At 42.1% G+C, this 20484-nt stretch carries 13 protein-coding genes; 5 read left to right on the top strand and 8 right to left on the bottom strand.

What is annotated here, in order from left to right; all coding sequences use genetic code 11:
* Window positions 1-6: 6 nt before the first annotated feature.
* The 3 genes from ACULLH_RS10310 to ACULLH_RS10300 all read right to left on the bottom strand — a co-directional run bounded on the left by ACULLH_RS10310 (window position 7) and on the right by ACULLH_RS10300 (window position 5277).
* A complete protein-coding gene (locus tag ACULLH_RS10310; protein WP_454088664.1) occupies window positions 7-3318 on the bottom strand; it encodes a SusC/RagA family TonB-linked outer membrane protein in 3312 nt (1103 codons plus the stop codon).
* A 153-nt stretch (window positions 3319-3471) separates the two neighbouring features.
* Window positions 3472-4599 (bottom strand): FecR family protein, encoded by a 1128-nt coding sequence (locus tag ACULLH_RS10305; protein ID WP_454088663.1) that lies wholly within the window; start codon window positions 4597-4599, stop codon window positions 3472-3474.
* 120 nt (window positions 4600-4719) lie between these two features.
* Window positions 4720-5277: an RNA polymerase sigma-70 factor gene (locus ACULLH_RS10300; protein WP_454088662.1), complete on the bottom strand. Its 558-nt coding sequence runs from the start codon at window positions 5275-5277 to the stop codon at window positions 4720-4722.
* Between the two features lie 314 nt (window positions 5278-5591).
* Here ACULLH_RS10300 and ACULLH_RS10295 point away from each other — a divergent pair, with 314 nt between their 5' ends.
* Genes ACULLH_RS10295 through ACULLH_RS10285 form a run of 3 tightly spaced genes read left to right on the top strand, consistent with a single transcriptional unit; the run spans window position 5592 to window position 13794 of the window.
* Entirely contained in the window at window positions 5592-7613 is a 2022-nt protein-coding gene (locus ACULLH_RS10295) for an MGH1-like glycoside hydrolase domain-containing protein (RefSeq protein ID WP_454088661.1), read from the top strand.
* 3 nt (window positions 7614-7616) lie between these two features.
* Entirely contained in the window at window positions 7617-10649 is a 3033-nt protein-coding gene (locus ACULLH_RS10290) for an aminotransferase class III-fold pyridoxal phosphate-dependent enzyme (RefSeq protein WP_454088660.1), read from the top strand.
* A gap of 10 nt (window positions 10650-10659) precedes the next feature.
* Complete coding sequence (locus ACULLH_RS10285) at window positions 10660-13794, top strand: glycoside hydrolase family 2 TIM barrel-domain containing protein (RefSeq protein ID WP_454088659.1); 3135 nt, start codon at window positions 10660-10662, stop codon at window positions 13792-13794.
* 26 nt (window positions 13795-13820) lie between these two features.
* On the opposite strand, the gene ACULLH_RS10280 is transcribed toward ACULLH_RS10285, so the two are convergent.
* A complete protein-coding gene (locus ACULLH_RS10280) occupies window positions 13821-14306 on the bottom strand; it encodes a monoheme cytochrome C (protein ID WP_454088658.1) in 486 nt (161 codons plus the stop codon).
* Window positions 14306-15526, bottom strand: a complete 1221-nt coding sequence (locus tag ACULLH_RS10275; RefSeq protein ID WP_454088657.1) for a sulfite oxidase — start codon at window positions 15524-15526, stop codon at window positions 14306-14308. The genes ACULLH_RS10280 and ACULLH_RS10275 overlap by 1 nt, the downstream gene beginning before the upstream one ends.
* Window positions 15527-15666: 140 nt before the next feature.
* On the opposite strand from ACULLH_RS10275, the gene ACULLH_RS10270 reads away from it, so the two are divergent.
* Both ACULLH_RS10270 and ACULLH_RS10265 read left to right on the top strand, forming a co-directional pair.
* Window positions 15667-16812, top strand: a complete 1146-nt coding sequence (locus ACULLH_RS10270; RefSeq protein WP_454088656.1) for a formylglycine-generating enzyme family protein — start codon at window positions 15667-15669, stop codon at window positions 16810-16812.
* Between the two features lie 75 nt (window positions 16813-16887).
* Window positions 16888-18471 carry an aldehyde dehydrogenase (NADP(+)) gene (locus ACULLH_RS10265; RefSeq protein WP_454088655.1) on the top strand — a complete coding sequence of 528 codons (1584 nt, stop codon included), beginning with the start codon at window positions 16888-16890 and terminating at the stop codon, window positions 18469-18471.
* Window positions 18472-18483: 12 nt separating this feature from the next.
* Here ACULLH_RS10265 and ACULLH_RS10260 read toward each other — a convergent pair whose 3' ends face one another.
* Genes ACULLH_RS10260 through ACULLH_RS10250 form a run of 3 tightly spaced genes read right to left on the bottom strand, consistent with a single transcriptional unit; the run spans window position 18484 to window position 20477 of the window.
* Window positions 18484-19122 carry an SCO family protein gene (locus tag ACULLH_RS10260; protein WP_454088654.1) on the bottom strand — a complete coding sequence of 213 codons (639 nt, stop codon included), beginning with the start codon at window positions 19120-19122 and terminating at the stop codon, window positions 18484-18486.
* Between the two features lie 13 nt (window positions 19123-19135).
* Window positions 19136-19759 carry a toxin-antitoxin system YwqK family antitoxin gene (locus ACULLH_RS10255; RefSeq protein ID WP_454088653.1) on the bottom strand — a complete coding sequence of 208 codons (624 nt, stop codon included), beginning with the start codon at window positions 19757-19759 and terminating at the stop codon, window positions 19136-19138.
* Complete coding sequence (locus tag ACULLH_RS10250) at window positions 19710-20477, bottom strand: YHYH protein (protein WP_454088652.1); 768 nt, start codon at window positions 20475-20477, stop codon at window positions 19710-19712. The genes ACULLH_RS10255 and ACULLH_RS10250 overlap by 50 nt, the downstream gene beginning before the upstream one ends.
* Between the last annotated feature and the right edge of the window lie 7 nt (window positions 20478-20484).

The following is a 20484-nucleotide window of genomic DNA, read 5'->3' as shown; positions in this document are numbered from 1 at the left end:
TTTTAGTTAAAGTGAAATGTTCAAACCGAGGATCAAGGATTTGGACAATGGATAAAATCCTCTGTCAACGCCTCTTGTAAAAGTTCCTCCATTACCCAAAGCTGGATCAAAACCGGAATAATCGGTAATGGTAAACACATTGGTAGCGGTCAAGTATAAGCGCAAACGGTCTATGGGAAGGTTACCTATTGTATTTTCATCGAAGGTATAACCAACCTGCAGGTTTCTCAGCCTGAAATATGATCCGTCCTCAAGGAAATAACTTGAAGGTCGAATGTTGTTATTGGGATCTCCAAAAACATTCCTTGGAATGTTGCTTCCCATATTTTGGGGAGACCAAGCATTGACCAAATCGGCCGACATATTGGATCTATCCGTTCTGTAAAGCCACATTCTAACACCATTGTAGATGTTGTTACCATGGGTTCCTTGGAAGAACATGCTTATATCAAAGTTCTTGTATGAAGCATTAAAATTGATTCCATACTCAAAATCGGGAAGTCCGCTGCCCATAAATTGTTTGTCATCATCGTCAAGCGTTCCATCTCCATTGGTATCAACAAAACGCAGATCCCCAGGAGCTGCATTGGGCTGCACCCCATGGGCGTCGACCTCGGCTTGTGTTTGGAAGATTCCGTCAGCTTCGAACAAATAGAATCGTCCTATTTCCCCACCAACTTCGGTACGGGTAGTTGGGAAATTGTTGAATTCTATGAATCCATCCGTAAAAGCTTCTCCAGCGACACCCAATTGGGTCACCTCGTTCGAGGAACCACTGATGTTAGCGCTTATGCTATAGGTGAAGTCGTTGCCAACTCCATTGTTGTAGGAAGCAGAAAATTCCCAACCCTTGTTCTCCAAATTACCACCATTCGTCAATGGGAACGCTGTGATACCAGAGGTTGCCGGAATCGGTACGTTCACCAACATATCTGTTGTCTTGGAAGTAAAGTAATCAAACGAGAACTTCAATTGATTTTGTAAAAGACCCAAATCAACACCAATGTTGGTTGTTGATGTCTCTTCCCACTGAATGTCAGGAGTTGGCAATGAAGTACTGATTGCGCCCACAACCACTGATTGACTTTGACCTTCTCCAAAAGGATAATTCAACTGCTGTCCCCCAGAACCGATTCGCGCCAAGAACAAGTGGTCTCCAATCAATTGGTTTCCAAGTGTTCCGTAGCTAAATCTAGGTTTTAGTTGGGAAATAACATCTGAGTTGAAGAAATCTTCGTTATGAACCGCCCAACCCAATGATAGTGAGTAAAAAGTTCCGTACTTATTTGTGTCCGCGAAACGCGAAGAACCGTCTCGTCTTACACTTCCTTGAACGTAATACTTATCATCAAAATCATAGCTCAATCGACCAAAGTAGGACTGTAATGTACTGGTTGAATTGAATCCGAATGAAGACTCATCACCGATTCCGGAACTAAGACCTCTCAACTGATCGGAAGCCAATTCATTGTTGGAACCTCCGACAGATCTAAACTCACTTTTTTCTCGGGAAACACCCAGGAGCACCTCAAGATCGTGCTGTCCGAAGGACTTGCGATAATTCAAGGTGTTGTTCAAAGTCCACTCGTTGGTTCGCGTTCTGTTCTCTGTCAAGAACGGGTTCTCGTTTATAGCTTGGGGACCAAAATTATAGGTTGGCAGGAAGTTTGAAAAATGAGTGTTCTCAATATTCGCTCCATACTGGAATTGATAATTCAGCCCATCAAACAACTTGAGCGTAGCTGAAACATTGAATTGCAGATAATCATCTTGATCGGCTCTGTCATTAAGTTCAGATTCCCCTACCGGGTTTCCTGATCCAAGTTCCGATGGAGGAACTGCAAAGCCGTTAAGGGTGCTGGAGTCAAAAATCTCTTTATGTGGTAATTGCTGGTAGATCTGAAGGAACGGAGAGAAACTCGCATTTCCTCCGCCAATGGGCTCAAAAATACCACCTGTATTTTCCCTAGTGTAGCTAATACCTGGGGCAAGTTTTAAACGACCTTCCAAAAGATTAAAATCAACATTAAGACGAGTGCTCAATCGGTTAAAATCTGTATTTACAACCGTTCCGGTGTTTTCAAAATAACCGGCGGAGAAGTTGTACTTCATATTTTCGGTTCCGCCAGAAATACCGATATCATGTTTTTGCTCAAAAGCGTTGTCGATATAGGCACCCACCCAATCGGAATCGGCATATTGCTGACCGTTGGTCAAATAGGGTGCTGGGGTATCGCCAGAGTTGTTGAATGCTTCCAGTTTAATTTGATCATGCTGTGCCCTATTGGCCACATCAACATTGTTGCTGAACCATTGGGTGCTTACATACGAACCAATGGTTACTTTGGGCTCGCCGGTTCTACCTCTCTTGGTGGTTACGATCACAACCCCATTGGATGCCCTTGACCCATAGATGGTGGCCGCAGAAGCATCCCTTAAAATACTGATATCCTCAATGTCGGACGGATTGATATAGGACAGGTCACCTGGAATACCGTCTATAACTACCAAAGGATTGTTGTTACCAATGGTTCCCAACCCACGAATTCGGATGATAGGCTCGCTACCTGGGGCACCAGTTGCAATGGCCACATTCAGACCGGCAACTTGACCTTGCAGGGAAGTTGCAACGTCCGCGGTTGGTATTTTTTGGATTTCTTCAATGTCCACAGAAGAAATGGCAGCGGTTACCTCTGCTTTTCTCTGTGTACCGAAACCAACAAGAATGACTTCTTCCAATCCTTGGGCATCTTCATCAAGGGTAATGTTGATCGAAGTTTGGTTTCCAATAGCAACTTCTTTCGTAATAAAACCTAAATACCGAAACACAAGGGTAGCATCACCTGAATCGACTTCGAGGGAATAATTTCCATCAAAATCGGTTTGTGTTCCCACAGTTGGATTTTCCTTGATGTTGACACTAGCCCCAGGTAATGGCGCGCCGTCTTTATCGGTAACCGTTCCCGTTATGGTCTGCTGAACCTCAACCACCTTCGGAACAACCGGTTCCGGTAATTTGGTTAAAAGAATTGACCCGTCTTGTGATAGCTGATAATCAAAATCGGCAAAAGACAAGGTTTTCTGAAGTAGGTCGTTTATTCTGGTCTTACCTTTTTTTACCTTGACCTTGGGTGCATCGGTAAATAAATCGGATCTATAGATAAAAGAATAATCCGTTTGTTCCCGGATGAGGTCAAAAACCTCTTCCACAGTTAGCTCTTCTGTAGCTTTGATTACAATTTTTTTGTCTTGTGAGAATCCAATTTTGGTCGTAAAACCGAAGGCTGTCATGCAAAATAAAAAAATGAATGTCCTCATAATGACAAGTAATAGCCTATTCCTATCTAAAATAGGTAGCCTAACAAATTTTGTTTTCATAAATTTGATTGCGTTAGTTAGTTAATATTTAATTAATTGATCGACTCGGGGATGGAAGTTTAAATTGTCCAGGTCTAAGCTCCATCCCCTTTTTTATTCTACCATAATTGTTTTTCCTTTAGTTGTTAATTTCGCTTCGTTCGTATTTTGTATGATGGAAAGTATGTTTTCCAACTCTTGATTTCGATTAAAAACTCCGTTGAAGGTTACCGTTGCCACTTCTTCATTCACAATATCCACTTCTACATCGTACCATCTTGATAAAACAGTCATAATATCTTTTAGGGCCATGTTCTTAAAGCTGAACAATCCATCTTTCCATGAGATGGTGTTGTAGACATCGGCCTTGGCAATGCTCATTGCATTGGTCCCTTTATCCAATGTGGATTGATATCCAGGGGTCAAGTTGCTGATGTTTTCACCATTTCTTATGACTACTTTACCATTGACCAAGGTGGTTTCGATGAATGAATCTTCCTTAAAGGCCTTTATATTGAATTCTGTTCCCAATACATCCACTTCTTGCGATTGCGTGGCAACCAAAAAGTGGGTGCCATTGTGCTGTGTGCTTGGTGATACCTCAAAATAGGCTTCACCATATAACAACTCGACCTTTCTGGGCATGTCCTCAGCAAAGGTTATCGGATACCTCAATTCGGAATCTGAATTCAACCAGACTTTAGTGCCATCAGAAAGTACCAGGTAAAATTGTCCTCCCCTCGGAATGGTAAGCGTGTTGTACTTAATGGCTTTGGATGGGTCGGTTTTGGTTTTATACACCAACTCTTTACCGTTACTGGAAACCGTTTGGGTGTTATAAGCCTTTCCTTTTTCCAAGGGAACTTTTGTGCCGTCCTCAAGTGTCAGCGTTGCCTTATCCGTGCCAATTTCTATGGTATGATTCACAACATTGATGGGAGGGATGGTTGTGGACTCTTGTTTGGAAATGAGGAAAGGTATGCTCAACAAGGCCAAAACCGCCGCAGCCGCGGCGTATTTCCAGTACTTAGACACCCCCTTTGGAGTATCGATTTTTGAATTGATACGTTCCCATCCCTTTTGGATATCCACGAGGTTTGGAGATTTTTTCAGATAGCTTTCCTGTACTTTTTCAAAGTAGGATTTATGGATTTTGGATTCGGAAATCCAATCATTAAAAATACCCTCTTCTTCTGGGCTTAGGTTGTTATTTAGTTTCTTAAGAATTAGCTTAAACTCCATTATAAATTCCGCTTGCTTTATAAGAAGACAACCAAAATCTCAAAAAGGGTGACAAAAAAATGATAAAAATTTAAAAATAAGGTAGCAAAAGAATGGATGTGTCAATAAAATAGCCTTTTGCTAAGCAATAAATAATGTGATAATACAGGCCATTTGTTGGGCGATTTTTAGTTTGGCCCTCTTCAATTGGGTCTTGACTGTATTCACCGATACACCTAGTTCTTCAGCAATGTCAACGTACTTGTAATTTTCTATAAATCGCATTTTTACAATTTGCTGCATTTTTACAGGAAGGCCTTCCACTACCTTCAACAATTGGTGGTGAATAATTTTTAAGTCTTCGTTCGAGAAAAATTCCAAATTGTAATCTGAACTTATCAGCGACTGCATATCCAATACCTTGGCGTCGTCGGTAATTTTTATGGTTTTCAGAAAATTTAGGCATCTGTTGCGGACCATCGCATACAAATATCCCTTTAAAGAGGTTTTGATGTCCATATCGCCCGCTTTTTCCCAGATATGGATGAATACTTCTTGTACTATGTCCTCGCTCCATCCTTGGTCAAAAAGGTAGCTGTTCGCATAGTGGACCAATTCCTCATAGGTGTCCTCGAAAAACTTTTTGTAGACAAACCGATTTTGGTTTTTAATTTCCTTTAAGATTGAATTCGAATCCAAAATTGTTGAGGCTATTTGACTAAATTAAAATTGCATTGTGGGGGCAGCATATGCACAAAATGGAAAAGTAGGTGGTCTAGACGGTATTTTAAATTCGTTCAATATTTTCAAATTTTAAAAAATGACAAGATTAAAAGTATGAATTAACAATGATTTAATTTATTCGGCTTTGTTAAAATGGTTTTTTTTGTACTTTGGCCATGTCCAAAACAAACAACGTTTTTCTTTTCGTTGTGTTTTATCATATCGTTCGTATAGTATTTGAAGGAATTTTCACCTTTTAAACCAATCGTATAATTATATGACAATTACGTATGGACAAATCTATTTTCCCTTATTTCATTTTGGTGCTCTTACTCCTGGGTTGTGGACAACCAAAGGCTGAAAAAAACACTTACCATCCCCGTCATCTAGCCATTTCGGAGAACGTTTTGGACTATGCTGGATCCCCTGTAGAACCTAGGGATAGGAACATGCTCATGTTTTCGGACCAAGGCGCCTGGTTCGGCTATAGCATGCCAAAGATTATAGAAGGTGGAGGATTTTCCGGACCCTTTTTAATGACCCAAGAAAATGGAGTATGGTCAAGTCAGAACCTTTTACAGTTTCAACTTACCACCAACAATGGCCATAAAACGATAGATTGGAAAGATGACTTAGTGTCCCAAAAGAGCTTTTCAAGTCATTTGGAACAAGTGTTTGCAGATTCGACTTTGGGGGTTTGGCAACAACTGGTGTTTCTTTCCGGCCATACAGCCGTTCAACGCACGGTTGTAACCAATAAGTCTGAAGATCCCATAACTCTGAAAGCGCATTATCAAGGAGAGCTTTATGATATTGGAGTCGCCATTTCGAAGGATGAGAACATGCTTAAACTGGTTTCTAGCAAAAGCGATGCGGTTGGGTACATCCGATTTTTGGATGAGGAAATGAATATTTCTGTGGAAAATGAAAATTCCTATAGTTCGAATACTGAGGATTTTGTTTTAAGGCCTGGGGATTCGAAATCCTTTCTGGTTTCCCAAACTTTTATCTTTTCTGAATATTCTTGGGAAAAAGAAAAAGAAGCCATTTCAAATATTGATTTCGATACGTTGCTAAAAGCACGTCAAATTGAAAAAGAAGGTGAACTCAAAAGCTTGTGCTTAAATCGAAAAGAAGTTTTTAAAGACAGCATATATCATCAATTGTTGTCCAAGGCTCATCTAACGTTACAGAATAATTGGAGAATTCCCGCCGGGGAGTTGAAACATTCAGGACTTTTTCCAAGCTATCACTACGAATGGTTTCATGGATTTTGGTCTTGGGATTCCTGGAAACATGCTGTTGGTTTGTCGTTGTATAACCCAGAATTGGCAAAAGATCAGATGAGGGCCATGTACGATTTCCAAAGTGAAAATGGTTTTATCGTGGATTGCGTATACCGTGATACTACCATTGAGGCCCATAATTATCGGGATACCAAACCCCCTCTTTCGGCATGGGCGGTCGCAAAAATAATCGAGCAGGATCCGGATACCAGTTTTGTTCAAGAGATCTATCCGAAGCTAAAAAAATACCATAATTGGTGGTATGTTGACCGCGATCATGACCAAGATGGCTTATGTGAATATGGATCCACTGACGGAACTGTCATTGCCGCTAAGTGGGAGAGTGGGATGGACAATGCCATACGGTTCGATGATTCCAAAATCCTCAAAAACTCAGAAAATGCCTTTTCGCTGGATCAAGAAAGTGTGGACCTAAATGCCTACCTCTATGCCGAAAAGCTATATATGGCCACCCTTGCTAAGTTTTTGGAAAAAAATGAAGAGGCAAATCAATGGGAAAACGATGCCGCTACTTTGAAAGGACGCATCCAACAACAATTTTTTGACAATGAAGACGGATGGTTCTACGATACCAATCTAAAAGGTGATACTTTTATAAAAGGGGCCGGAAGCGAGGGATGGATTCCCCTTTGGGCCAATGTGGCCACAAAAAAACAAGCTCTTGCTATCAAAATGAAAATGATGGACCTTAAAAAGTTCTATGTAAAAGTGCCTTTTCAAACAATGTCGGCCGATCATCCTAAATTCAATCCTTTAAAAGGGTATTGGAGAGGTCCAAATTGGCTGGACCAGGCATATTTTGGAATCAAGGGTTTAAGAAATTATGGATTTGATAAAGAAGCCGATGAAGCAACCATAAAGTTATTCAATGGTGCCGAAGGTTTGTTGGATAAAGGTTCTCCCATTTTCGAAAATTACCACCCCTTGACAGGCAAGGGACTTAACGCGCCAAACTTTAGCTGGAGCGCGGCACATATATTAATGTTATTGACAAGTGAGAAGTAATCCATGGAGTACTTGACATTGAAAATCACACCGGAACAGGCAGAGCATATTTTGCTGCAGCTGTTTAACATAGAAGGAGAAGCATCTTCGTTGCCGGGTGAAATCGATTTTAATTTTAGGGTAAAAACGAGGGACGGTGATGGTTATATTCTTAAAGTTTCCCGCATTGATGAAGATGTGGCCTATCTGGAATATCAGCAACAATTGTTGCAATATGTTGAAGAAAAGGGGAAGGGGTTGATTTCTCCTGTCGTTGTCAAGGACAAGAATGGAAAAACCATTTCAGAATATACCGATGACCAAGGGAACATTCGAAAAGTTCGGCTACTTAGTTGGATTCCTGGGCGTATTTGGAGCAAGGTAAATCCCCAATCGGATGCACTGCGTTTTACCCTGGGTGAGCAATGTGGGTTGTTGACAACCGCTTTACAGGGATTTGACCATCCCGAAGCACATCGGGATTTTGAATGGGATGTGGCACAAGCTTTATGGGTCAAAGAACATCTTGACGTATTCAACAGGGAAGAAAGGGAAATACTCTCCTATTTCATCGGGTTGTTTGAGGATTGCCAAGACACATTTGCAAACCTCAGAAAATCGGTGGTCCACAACGATGCGAATGATAATAATATCATCGTCACGGACAATTTGATTGATCCTAAAGTAAATGCATTTATCGACTATGGCGATGCGATTCATACCCAAATCATCAATGATGTTGCTATTGCGTGCGCCTATGCAATCATGAACCATAATGATGCGTTGGATGCTGCATTGCCGATAGTAAAAGGATACCATTCCACCTTCCCTTTACAAGAAAAGGAGTTGGAACATTTGTATGTGGCCATTGCGATGCGGTTGGCCATTTCCGTTACAAAATCTGCGTTGAACAAAATCAAAGAGCCGGATAATACATATTTGTTGGTCAGTGAAAAACCTGCCTGGGAAGTACTTGGAAAGTGGTTTGGGATAAATGCTGATTTTGCCCATTATTGTTTCCGTGAAGCCTGTGGATTCGAAGCGCATCCGAAAAAAGAGAAGTTCAATCAATGGGTAGGGAAAAACAACTTCACCCTAAAATCCTTATTTCCAACTGCACCCGGCAACGATGTGTTTCAAGTGGATTTAAGTGTCTCAAGCCTTTGGGTGGGCCATCAAGAAGAATTCAATGACCTGGAATTGCTTCAATTTAAGTTTGACAGACTTCAAAAAGAACATCCGGATAAAGTCATTGCTGGAGGATATTTGGAACCCAGGGCACTTTATACTTCCACGTCTTATGACAAAGTTGGAAATAGTGGACGTGAAAGCAGAACGGTACATCTTGGGGTGGATTTTTGGTTGCCCCACGATACCCCGGTACATGCCCTGTTCGACGGAGAGGTTGTGACTGCTACCAATGATGAAGGGGACAAGGAATACGGAGGACTGGTTATTCTAAAACATAGTTTTGAGGAGCTTGAGTTTTATACCCTTTATGGACATTTATTTCCTGAAAGTGCCACTAAAAATAAAGTTGGAGACCAAATAAAGCAGGGAGAGCGAATAGGGGTTTTGGGGAATTTTCCCGAGAATGGAAACTGGGCACCCCATCTTCATTTTCAAATTATGCTATCGATGCTCGGTTATGAAAACGATTTTCCCGGGGTAGCCTACCCAAATCAGCTAGCTGTTTGGAAGGATTTATGTCCGGACCCCAACCATCTTTTCAGGCTTGAAAATCTGACACCTCCGAAAAGAGGGGATAACAAATCCGTTATCGACTATAGAAAAAAACATCTAGGCAAGAGCCTCAGTCTTCAATATAAAATGCCGATCAAAATGGTCAGGGGCTCAGGTCAATATTTGATAGACCAACATGGCCGAAAATATCTGGATACCGTGAACAATGTGGCCCATGTCGGACATGAAAACCATGCGGTGGTAAAGGCCGGGCAAGACCAAATGGCTTTGCTCAATACCAATTCCCGATATCTGCACGAAAACATCAATGCTTTGGCGGAAGAATTGCTGGAAACCCTTCCACCTGAATTATCCGTTCTTCATTTTGTGAATTCTGGGAGTGAGGCCAATGAACTGGCCATTCGCATGGTCAAGGCGGTAACCGGGGAAAGGGATATAATCGCTTCAGAAGTGGGGTATCACGGCAATTCCAACATGTGTATTGATATCAGCTCCTATAAGTTTGATGGAAAGGGAGGTTCTGGTGCTCCCGAACATACCCATATATTTCCATTGCCCGATGCTTTCCGCGGAAAACATAGGGGAAAAGACACGGGAAAACTATATGCAGAAGAAGTGCAGTTTCAAATTGAAGCCATACAAGAAAAGGGCAGAGGTGTTGGTGCATTTATTATAGAACCCATTATCAGTTGTGGAGGTCAGGTAGAACTTCCTGAAGGATTTTTACCCTTGGCCTACGAATATGTCAGAAAAGCTGGTGGATTATGTATTTCCGATGAAGTTCAAGTCGGCTGTGGACGAATGGGCAAGACTTTTTGGGGTTTCCAACTACACAATGTAATCCCTGATATTATTACCATTGGCAAGCCTTTAGGCAACGGACATCCACTGGCAGCTGTGGCATGTACACCCGAAGTGGCCGAAAAATTTGCCAATGGCATGGAGTATTTCAACACTTTTGGAGGCAATCCTGTATCCTGTGCAATTGGAGCTGAGGTGCTTCGGACGGTGAAACGTGAAAAACTGCAGCAAAATGCGCTTACCGTTGGGAACTTCCTTAAGGAAGAATTGGAAAAACTTAGCCATGATTTTCCCATAATAGGAGATGTACGGGGACAGGGACTCTTTTTGGGTTTTGAATTGGTCGATGCCGACATGAACCCGCTGGGAGAGAAAGCCGATTATCTGGCCAACCGTATGAAAGATCATGGGATACTGATGAGTACCGATGGACCTGACCATAACGTGCTTAAAATAAAGCCCCCACTGGTTTTTTCCATGGAAAATGCCCAGGAACTGATTCTTTATTTGAGAAAGGTTTGTGCAGAGGATTTCATGCAAACTTCAATTTAAAACCATCCCAATGCGATATATTTTTTTAAGTCTATTGTTGTGCGCTGTTTTAGCCTGCAAAACGGAACAATCCGTTAAAGTAGCAGAACAGATCTATCATTACAATCATGAAATTTTTGAGGAGAACAAGCTTCCGCCACGAGCCAGTTTTTTTGGTTTGGAATCCTTCGAAAAACAAAGTAAAGACAGCTCGAGACGATTTATGAGTTTAAATGGGGATTGGAAATTTCACTTTGTGAAGGACCCCAAAAAGAGACCTACAGAGTTTCAAGACGAGACATATGATGATAGCGATTGGGGCACAATACCGGTTCCCGCAAATTGGGAAGTGGAAGGGTACGACTATCCGATTTACTTGGATGAACGTTATCCCTTTGATACAAAATGGCCCAATATTCCTGAAGACTACAATCCTGTTGGGACCTATCGAAAAGAAATTGAAATTTCCGAAGAATTTCTCAAGGAGGATGTGATACTACATTTTGCTGGAGCAAAATCCGCGATGTATGTCTACCTCAATGGAAAATATGTAGGATACTCCCAAGGCAGCAAAACACCAGCCGAATTTGATATTTCAGTATACCTAAAACCGGGAAAAAACCTTATTGCGCTGCAAATGTTCCGTTGGAGCGATGCCAGCTATTTGGAAAGTCAGGATATGCTGCGGATGAGTGGAATTGAACGTGACGTTTACCTCTATACCCGCCCAAAGGTTTTTGTTTCAGATTATTACACCTATACCAATTTGGACGATAATTATGAGGATGGCATTTTAAAAGGGACAGTTGATATATCCAACCAATCCCAAGAAAGTGTTTATCGAAGTTTATTTCTAGAACTTTTTGACGGTTCCGGACCTATCTATAGGCAAATGAACCAGGTCAAAATCCCGGCTATGGAAGTTGAGAAAATCAATTTTGAACACATTGTCCAACAGGTAAGGCAATGGTCCGCTGAAGCTCCTAATTTGTACCAGCTTCAAATCTCATTGAAAGATTCCATTCAACCAGAAAATAACATCTATATCAAACGTCATGTTGGATTTAAAAGGGTTGAAATCAAAAATGCCCAAGTTTTGGTAAATGGCAAACCCATTTATATCAAAGGAGTGGACCGCCACGAAACCGATCCCTACACAGGTCATGTGGTGACCAAGGAATCTATGGAAAGAGATATTCAATTGATGAAACAAAACAACATCAATGCAGTTCGTAGCTCACATTATCCAAATGATTCCTATTGGTTGGATTTATGTGATACCTATGGACTTTATGTAGTAGACGAAGCGAATATTGAAAGTCATCCATTGGCCATTGACGAGAAAACACAGATTGGCAATGAAATGAGTTGGCTTCCCGCGCACATGATGCGCACACAACGAATGTATTATCGGGATAGAAACCATCCTTCAATTTATTCCTGGTCTTTGGGAAATGAGGCAGGTGAGGGCGAAGTTTTTAGAACCACCTATAAATGGCTGAAGGAACAAGATGATAATCGCATTGTGCAATATGAACCGGCAGGTAAGGAGGATTACACAGATTTGTATTGTCCGATGTATCCCAAGCCCGAATATTTGATAGAACATGGCAAATCAAACTCCGATAAACCTTCCATACTGATTGAATATGCCCATGCGATGGGGAATTCCGTGGGCAATTTGCAAGATTATTGGGACATTATGGAAAAATATCCCAACCTTCAAGGCGGATTTATCTGGGATTGGGTGGATCAGAGTTTGGAGTACAAAGATGAAAACGGGAAACCTTATTTGGCTTATGGACATGATTACCATGCTGATTTACCGACAGATGGTAATTTTTTGAACAATGGACTGGTGGATCCTTACCGTAATCCCCATCCACACCTATCCGAAGTGAAAAAAGTATACGAACCCGTGCAGTTTCGTTATGTTGGAAATGGGATGGTCGAAGTGAAAAACAAGCTCTTTTTCAAAGATTTGTCAGACTACACTTTGTCATGGAAACTAATGGAAAATGGAAAAGCAACGATATCCAACGGTGAAATTCCATTGGACGTTCAACCCCAAGGAAAAACCAAAATCCGACTCGTAAATTTTCCGAAGTCGTTGAATCCTTCCTTAGAGAACATTTTGGAAATCAGCCTCATTCAAAAAACAACTAAAAATTTAGTGCCGAAGGGGCACGAAGTGGCCTGGGACCAGTTTGTGCTCAACAAAGCACGACGAGTTGATGACAGCAGACTTGTGCGAAATGATTTAGAGGTTGTTTCAGGAGAAACTATCGAAATAAAAAATAGTACGGTCACGCTAAGAATTGACTCAAATTCAGGTGAAATTATCTCATGGAACCATCAGGGGAAGGAAGTCACAAATCAACCCATAAAACCAAATTTTTGGCGTCCACCAACAGATAACGATTTAGGAAACGGCATGCCCAAATGGGCAAAAATCTGGCAAGATGCCACGTATAACTACACAGCGAGCCTTATAGAGAAACCCCAAAAAACAGCTGTTGGTTATAGTTACAAAGTTGGGTATGCACTGCCCAATAACGAAACAACGGTAACCGCACAATTTATAGTACATGCAAATGGCACGCTGCAAGTCAATTATACCTTTGACCCAAAGGGGGAGGATTTACCGAAGATTCCACGATTGGGAATGTTTCTTACTCTTCCACAAAAGTTTGATAAGGTATCGTGGTATGGAAATGGTCCTGAAGAAAGCTATTGGGACAGAAAAACTGGGGTTAAAACTGGAATCTATTCTGGAAAAGTAGAAGAGCAATTCCATCGATATTCCCGTCCTCAGGAAACAGGAAACAAGACTGACATACGGTGGATGGAAGTCGCATCGACAGATTTGGCCATAAAAGTTACTGCGGATAGGCTTATCAACTCAAGCGTTTGGCCCTTCGCCATGACGGAGTTGGATTTCAATTCTGATGAGGATGGAGCAGCTTCGGCTTCTGGACTGGTTCCGGTTACCAAAAAACATGGAGCTGATATTCAAATCGGCGAAACCGTGCAATGGAATATCGATGCAATGCAAATGGGTGTTGGCGGGGATACCTCGTGGGGCAGACTTGTGCATGATGAGTATACCATCAAGCCTACCAAGCATAGTTATTCATTTGTTCTTAAACCTAGAAAGCAAAATTAGCTGATTGATAAAAAGAAAAGCGGTAGCTATTCCTTCAATTCATACCATTCGATATCACGCAAGTTTTTGCGTCTCCCCTCCTTTTTGGGAGCATAATGGGTAGCTAAATAGTTGACAATGGGTTCTTCATGTTGTCCGAGATCCCATAAATTTTGCGTTTCCTGCATCCATCGAATCGTGGCGGACCATTGTTCCTTGCTCATGCGGTTTTGCGTGACCAATTTGGCAGAATGACAGTTTGTGCAATTATTGACCACCAACATTAGGCCATCCCCATCAACAAGCCCTGTGCGCAGATGGATACCATCTTCTATTTTATCAAAATCGACTTCGTTTTCCTGTGGAATGGAAACATAACTGTTTTCAGCATCATTTTTTTTGAATGCTGAAAAGGAAGGGTCTATCATCACATAAATTAGGAGCCCGGCAATCATCACAAAAACAAAAAATACAAGGTACATGAGCCTATATACCTTTCCTGCACTTTTTCTAAACTTTGTGGGATTGTCCATTAACTGACTTTTATGGCTATTCGATGACAGGCATTGTTTAAATAGCCCTTTGGATTCCAGCCAGGCAACAGCATAGGTTGCGAAACTCCTTGGGAATCCGTAGCTCTAGCCCAAACCTCATAATATCCCTTTTGCGGAAACTGAACATCGGCTTTAAAATGTTGCCATGCCAAACGATTTGAAGGATTTTCAAGTGAGCAGGCTTTCCAGGTACTTCCGAAATCAATGGAGTATTCCACTTTGGAGACACGCAATTCCCCGGCCCAGGCATGACCTCGAATTTTTAAATTTTTCCCTTCATTGACAATAGCTCCGCTTTTTGGATAGGTTATCAAGGATTTAATGGGCATGGATTCAATGATACACATATCTTCATCAGCAACCTCGTCGCCGGGAGCCACAGGTTCGCAGGGCACGCGGTATGCGGTACCGGTCATTTTCGCTCCGTCATGCATTTGATTCCGTACGCTGATGCCGTTTAGCCATTTTCCCGATGCGGAAGCAGGCCATCCTCCGGCAATCAATCGAAGCGGATAACCATGGGCCAAAGGAATATCCTCACCATTCATTTTAAATGCCAAGAGGGTTTCATCTTGAAGTGCCTTCGACATTGGAACCCCTCTTGAAATAGGTTCTTTATTCGGGTCGCCACTTAAGTGTGTGTCAGCTGCGTGATATCCGATATAAACCGCATCATCTTTGATACCGACATCGTTCAGAACATCCCTGAGCCGAACCCCCGTCCATTGTGCGCATGAAACCGCCCCAACAGTCCATTGATTTCCCTTCGCGGGAGGGTCAAACTCACTTCGGCCATTTCCTCCACATTCGAGTGTAAGTTGATAAGTATGTTGTTTGAATTTTGACTTGAGCTCTTCAAGGGTATAGGTTTTCTTCTGGGATACAGATTCCCCGTCAAAAGACAGCGTCCACTTATCTGCTGAAATGTTGGAAGGAATTATACCATTATTGCGGATAAACATGTATTTATTGGGGGTGATTTTATCGTCCAACAAATGTGCTTGGGCCTCAATATTCCAAGGTTTGTCATTCAGAACAACCATTTGCCGGTCCTTGTGAAACATTTTGAACGGGTCAGGGTCTTGCAGTCCCAACAAATCATAACCCAGGGGAAGATTTTTTCCGAATATAATTTCTGCACCAAGAAGTGTTGATAGGGAGATCAAGGCTCCTTTTTTAACAAATTTTCGTCGTTGCATTATCTCATTGATTATGGATATGGCGTATCAGCAGGTTTGGAAGTCAAGGTATATAGAAAAAACACAAATATTGCAAAATCCGAACATAATTATGATTTACCTTTGATGTCCTTCAAAAGAAAATAAAAGCTACCCGTATAATGTTGTACAAAACTTTTTTTGAGTCGACTTTTCCAAAGCTGGTTTTTGCTTCCGTTTTGATGCTCATGGCATCTTGTGGTGAAAAAAAGAGTTCTCCGAAGCCCAACACCAAAGTTTCCAATGAAGCAAAATCGATTGTTGCGGACACCTCTGATCTGATAAAAAAAATACCTCAAGGTGTCAAAGTCCCTGAAGGAATGGTCTGGATTCCTGGCGGGATTTTTAAGCAAGGTGCGGTACCACAGGATAACGAAGCCATGCACCATGAAAAACCTGCACATGTAGTTGCTTTGGATGGTTTTTTTATGGATACTACGCAAGTGACCAATGCCGAGTTTTCAAAATTTGTAAAGGAAACGGGTTATGTGACCGTAGCGGAACGTGTCCCTGAATGGGAGGAGCTCAAAAAACAACTTCCAGAAGGGACTCCAAAACCTCCGGATTCAATTTTACAGCCTGGATCATTGATTTTTAAGAAAACTAAATCCTCAGTTCCCAATTTATATGATTTTTCCCAATGGTGGACTTGGTCCATAGGAACCAGCTGGAAAAACCCTGAAGGCCAAGGAAGTTCCATCAAAGGAAAGGACGACCATCCCGTGGTCCATGTTGCTTATGAAGATGCCCTGGCCTATTGTAAATGGGCCAATCGTAGGTTACCTACCGAAGCGGAGTGGGAATATGCCGCCCGGGGAGGAAAAACCAGCACTTTGTTTTTTTGGGGAAATGATGTGTCAGAATTGTCAAAATACTCCAATACTTGGGAGGGAGAATTTCCTGTAAATAACACTAAAGTTGACGGTTTTGAAGGTAGTTCTCCAGTGGGCACTTTTCCGGCCAATGATTTTGGACTTTATGATATGGCTGGTAATGTTTGGGAATGGACTGGCGATTGGTATAATCCAAAATACTATCAAGAACTTTTGACCAAAGGAATTGTGCGCAATCCGAAGGGTGCAGCGCAACCCTATAATCCTACCAACCCTTATGCCAAGGAAAAAGTAATGCGGGGAGGATCCTATTTATGCAGTGATTCCTATTGTGCCAGTTATCGAATTTCTGCAAGAATGGCATCAACTATGGACTCTTCTTTGGGGCATTTGGGTTTCAGAACTGTATTAAGTGTAGACATGCTTTCGAAATAGACGGCAATTAATGTTTGAATAGATACATTTGTCTACATTTTTTAATCATAAACCTTAAACCAATCCTTACAAACAATGGAATTGACAGGGAAGAATATTTTAGGATTTTCTACTTCCGCTAAGGGAGCAACTCTTTTTTATGCGAGTAACCCCTCAACAGGGAATCAATTGGAGACCCCTTATCACGAGGCTACGTTACAGGAAGTGGATGAAGCGGTTCAATTGGCCGAGTCGGCTTTTATTACTTATAGAGAGAAATCAGGCGTTGAGAAAGCAACTTTTTTGGAAACTATTGCCGATGAATTGGCGAATTTGGAGCAAGATATTGTTGCCGTCGGTTCTCAAGAGACTGGATTGCCAGGAGGTAGGTTGACAGGTGAATTAGGACGAACCACAGGTCAATTACGGTTGTTTGCATCTTTACTTAGGGATGGATCTTGGGTGGATGCTAGAATTGATACAGCCGACCCAAGCAGAACTCCTGTGCCAAAACCAGATACAAGACAGATGCAGATTGCTTTGGGCCCAGTGGGGGTTTTTGGAGCCAGTAATTTCCCATTGGCGTTTTCAGCAGCTGGTGGAGACACGGCGTCGGCTTTGGCAGCAGGTTGTACAGTAGTTGTAAAAGCGCATCCAGCCCACCCCGGGACTTCTGAATTGGTAGGGAATGCCATCCGCAAAGCGGCTGAGAAATGTGAAATGCCGAATGGGGTGTTTTCCATGGTCCATGGAGCTTCAATAGCCGTGGGACAGGCTGTGGTTAGGCATCCTCTAATAAAAGCAATAGGTTTTACAGGCTCTTTTAGGGGAGGTAAATCGTTGTTTGACGAAGCGGCCAGGCGTGAGGAGCCCATTCCGGTATATGCTGAAATGGGAAGCACCAATCCGGTTTTTGTACTTCCCGGTGCTTTAAAGGAAAATCACGAAACACTCGCAACAGGCTTGTCCAATTCAGTGCAATTAGGTGTGGGACAGTTTTGCACCAATCCGGGATTGACCATAGTTCCGGACCAAGAAGAGGGCAACCTTTTTGAAAGTGTACTAAAAGAAAGTATTTCCGATGCAGAATCGGCGACCATGCTAACAGGTTCCATCCAGAACGCGTACAATGCAGGACTAGAGAAATTAAAGGCAAAAGAAGTTGTTACTTTAGTTTCCTGCGGAAAAAAGACAGAACTAGAGGCCCAAGGTGTCCCAGAAGTTCTTTCCGTATCAGCGAATGATTTTCTGGCTGATAAAGAATTGGAGGAAGAAGTTTTTGGACCATCAACACTATTGGTGCGGACGCAGGATAAGGAGGACATGATAGCAATTGCCAGAGGTCTAAACGGACACCTAACCGCTACCGTTCAGGGAACCGAGGCCGATTTGGAAGAACATGCCGATCTGCTCAAAATATTGGAACGTAAAGTAGGAAGGTTACTCATCAACGGATTCCCAACAGGAGTAGAGGTGTGCCATTCCATGGTTCATGGAGGGCCTTTTCCAGCAACTTCGGATTCTCGAATGACATCGGTTGGAACGGCGGCCATAACCAGATTTACTAGACCGATATGCTACCAGAATTTTCCAGATGCTTTGCTACCAGACGAGTTGAAAACAGGAAATCCATTGAATATTTTAAGACTGGAAAACGGCACTTATACGCTTCAGAAGTAAAAGGATTAAGGACTAGAGTTCTTTTTTCAAAGTTTTAATGTCGGCTATGAGTTGGGAGATTGCGGTTTTATTGAGTCCGTTATAAATTCCCCTGATGTGCCGATGTTGATCGACAAGGATAAAGTTTTCGGTGTGGAGGAAATCGTCATCCCCTTTGGGGATGCCCAAATCTTCTTCAACAAAGTAGGCAAACCTTCCAAGGTCATAGATTTCTTTTCGGATTCCAGTAGCCAGATGCCATTTGTTGGGGATTACCCCTTTGGCATCGGCATAATTCTTCAGGATGGGCACGGAATCATACTCGGGAGTTACGGAATGGGATAAAAACAAGATATGCTCATCATGTTTGAAGGCTTCCTGGACCAAAGCCATATTATTGGTCATTTTGGGACAAATACCAGGACAGGAAGTGAAAAAGAAATCGGTGACATAAATTTTATTTGCGAAGGTTTTTTCACTGATGGTATCACCAAGTTGGTTGACCAAAGAAAATTTTGGGATGCTGTGCATGCCCCATATGGAGTCATTATCGGGAGTAATCCATTTTGGGGTAAAGGAGGGATCAGTGTAAAAGGGTAATGTATGAACCCTGCTCTCCTTTTCCGCGTTTTTTTTACAATTGGAGAGCAGGGTTACTATCAAAACCAACATGATCCAAATTAAACTACCGCTGCACCACCTCATCCTTAAGTTCATAACAAAGATTTGAACGTTTCAATCCAAAGAATCTACCGTTTTTGGCTTCGTAATTGGCATATAGTTTACCGGTTCTTAGCCATGCTTGTTGCAATCCTTCCTCGAACCCGTTTTTCAGGTTCATTATTCTGGCCAGCTGACCGTTGGGATACCATTTTTTTTGCGTCCCATTTCGCACGCCCATAGTATAAGTGGATTCTGTGCTAATTACACCGTTGGGCCACCAGGATTTGGAAGTGCCGTCCAACTTATTGGCGCTATAAAAAGCCTGACTTCTTAATACCCCGGAATCGAACCATTTTTTGGCAATACCTTCCTTTTTTCCATCAAAGTAACCCGTTCTCTCTGCAAGTATTCCATTTTTATGAAATTCCACGGCATATCCATTATATGGAAGGTTTAAATGATACCACCTGCCTTCGGTTTGGTTCAACACCAATTTACTTTTGCTGACTTCCGTTTGTGCAATATTTCTTTTTCGGGTGTGATTTTGTGCGCAACTTCCCAAAAAAAGAAAACAAAGAGCACCAAGGGAAATCAGTTTAATTGATGGAATTCGGAGTGCCTTGATAATCTCCTGGGAAAATAACATAATATTCATTTAAATAGAGTTCGTTTTCAATATGATAATGGTACTCTGCTTCTGTGGCATGTTGCGTAGTGGATGTATGCCCTCCCGAAGCATCTAAATCATCGGGATAATCTCCAGTGGAATTACATTTTCTTCCGTAGACGAAAAATCCGTCAGCTAAAATTCCGATCAACTCATCATCATCCTCAGACCAAGCAGTTGGCTCAAGATGATAGTGATATTCGGCAGGTCCAATATGTCCACCCGTATAATCCAGACTTGCTGCTGCTTCGTTCAGAGGGCCACTGCCTTCTTGATCATTGAAGATTGCCGCTCCACTTACGGCAATGCCAATGGCCCCCATATTTGTTGAGGTACTGCTTGACGCTAATTCAGGGTTTTGGGGTACTCGTAGGGAAGCCGAAGCGTTGAAGTTGGGGATTATACTTGGTGTGGTTTCCACTTCGGGTTCTTCAATATAGAGGTCCTGTCCATTTCCCCAGTATACTGAGGTATGGTTGGGAAGTCCGTTGGTTTCAATAACCACGTTGGTGCCCTCTAGATAAATAGCTGTGTTGTTTGCATCAAATTCTGCAAAAGCAGCGTGCAGCTCTCCAGTGGTTTCATCATCCGAACCAGATTCTTCACTGTCCGAGCTACACGCTATAAAACTTATAAAAAGAACTGTAATGGTGGTCAAAATTATGGGGAACTTTGGTGTAATACTATACTTTCTCATAGGGTAT

It is taken from the genome of Flagellimonas sp. 2504JD4-2, assembly GCF_053642935.1.
This window is presented reverse-complemented; position numbering and strand designations above follow the sequence as displayed.

Bases quoted from the DNA above. Each gene is read 5' to 3' on its own strand.
- ACULLH_RS10275 (WP_454088657.1), bottom strand. From the start codon at position 15,526: ATGCAACGACGAAAATTTGTTAAAAAAGGAGCCTTGATCTCCCTATCA.
- ACULLH_RS10250 (WP_454088652.1), bottom strand. From the start codon at position 20,477: ATGAGAAAGTATAGTATTACACCAAAGTTCCCCATAATTTTGACCACC.
- ACULLH_RS10310 (WP_454088664.1), bottom strand. From the start codon at position 3,318: ATGAGGACATTCATTTTTTTATTTTGCATGACAGCCTTCGGTTTTACG.
- ACULLH_RS10265 (WP_454088655.1), top strand. From the start codon at position 16,888: ATGGAATTGACAGGGAAGAATATTTTAGGATTTTCTACTTCCGCTAAG.
- ACULLH_RS10270 (WP_454088656.1), top strand. From the start codon at position 15,667: ATGTTGTACAAAACTTTTTTTGAGTCGACTTTTCCAAAGCTGGTTTTT.
- ACULLH_RS10280 (WP_454088658.1), bottom strand. From the start codon at position 14,306: ATGGACAATCCCACAAAGTTTAGAAAAAGTGCAGGAAAGGTATATAGG.
- ACULLH_RS10260 (WP_454088654.1), bottom strand. From the start codon at position 19,122: ATGTTGGTTTTGATAGTAACCCTGCTCTCCAATTGTAAAAAAAACGCG.
- ACULLH_RS10255 (WP_454088653.1), bottom strand. From the start codon at position 19,759: ATGTTATTTTCCCAGGAGATTATCAAGGCACTCCGAATTCCATCAATT.
- ACULLH_RS10290 (WP_454088660.1), top strand. From the start codon at position 7,617: ATGGAGTACTTGACATTGAAAATCACACCGGAACAGGCAGAGCATATT.
- ACULLH_RS10295 (WP_454088661.1), top strand. From the start codon at position 5,592: ATGGACAAATCTATTTTCCCTTATTTCATTTTGGTGCTCTTACTCCTG.
- ACULLH_RS10285 (WP_454088659.1), top strand. From the start codon at position 10,660: ATGCGATATATTTTTTTAAGTCTATTGTTGTGCGCTGTTTTAGCCTGC.
- ACULLH_RS10305 (WP_454088663.1), bottom strand. From the start codon at position 4,599: ATGGAGTTTAAGCTAATTCTTAAGAAACTAAATAACAACCTAAGCCCA.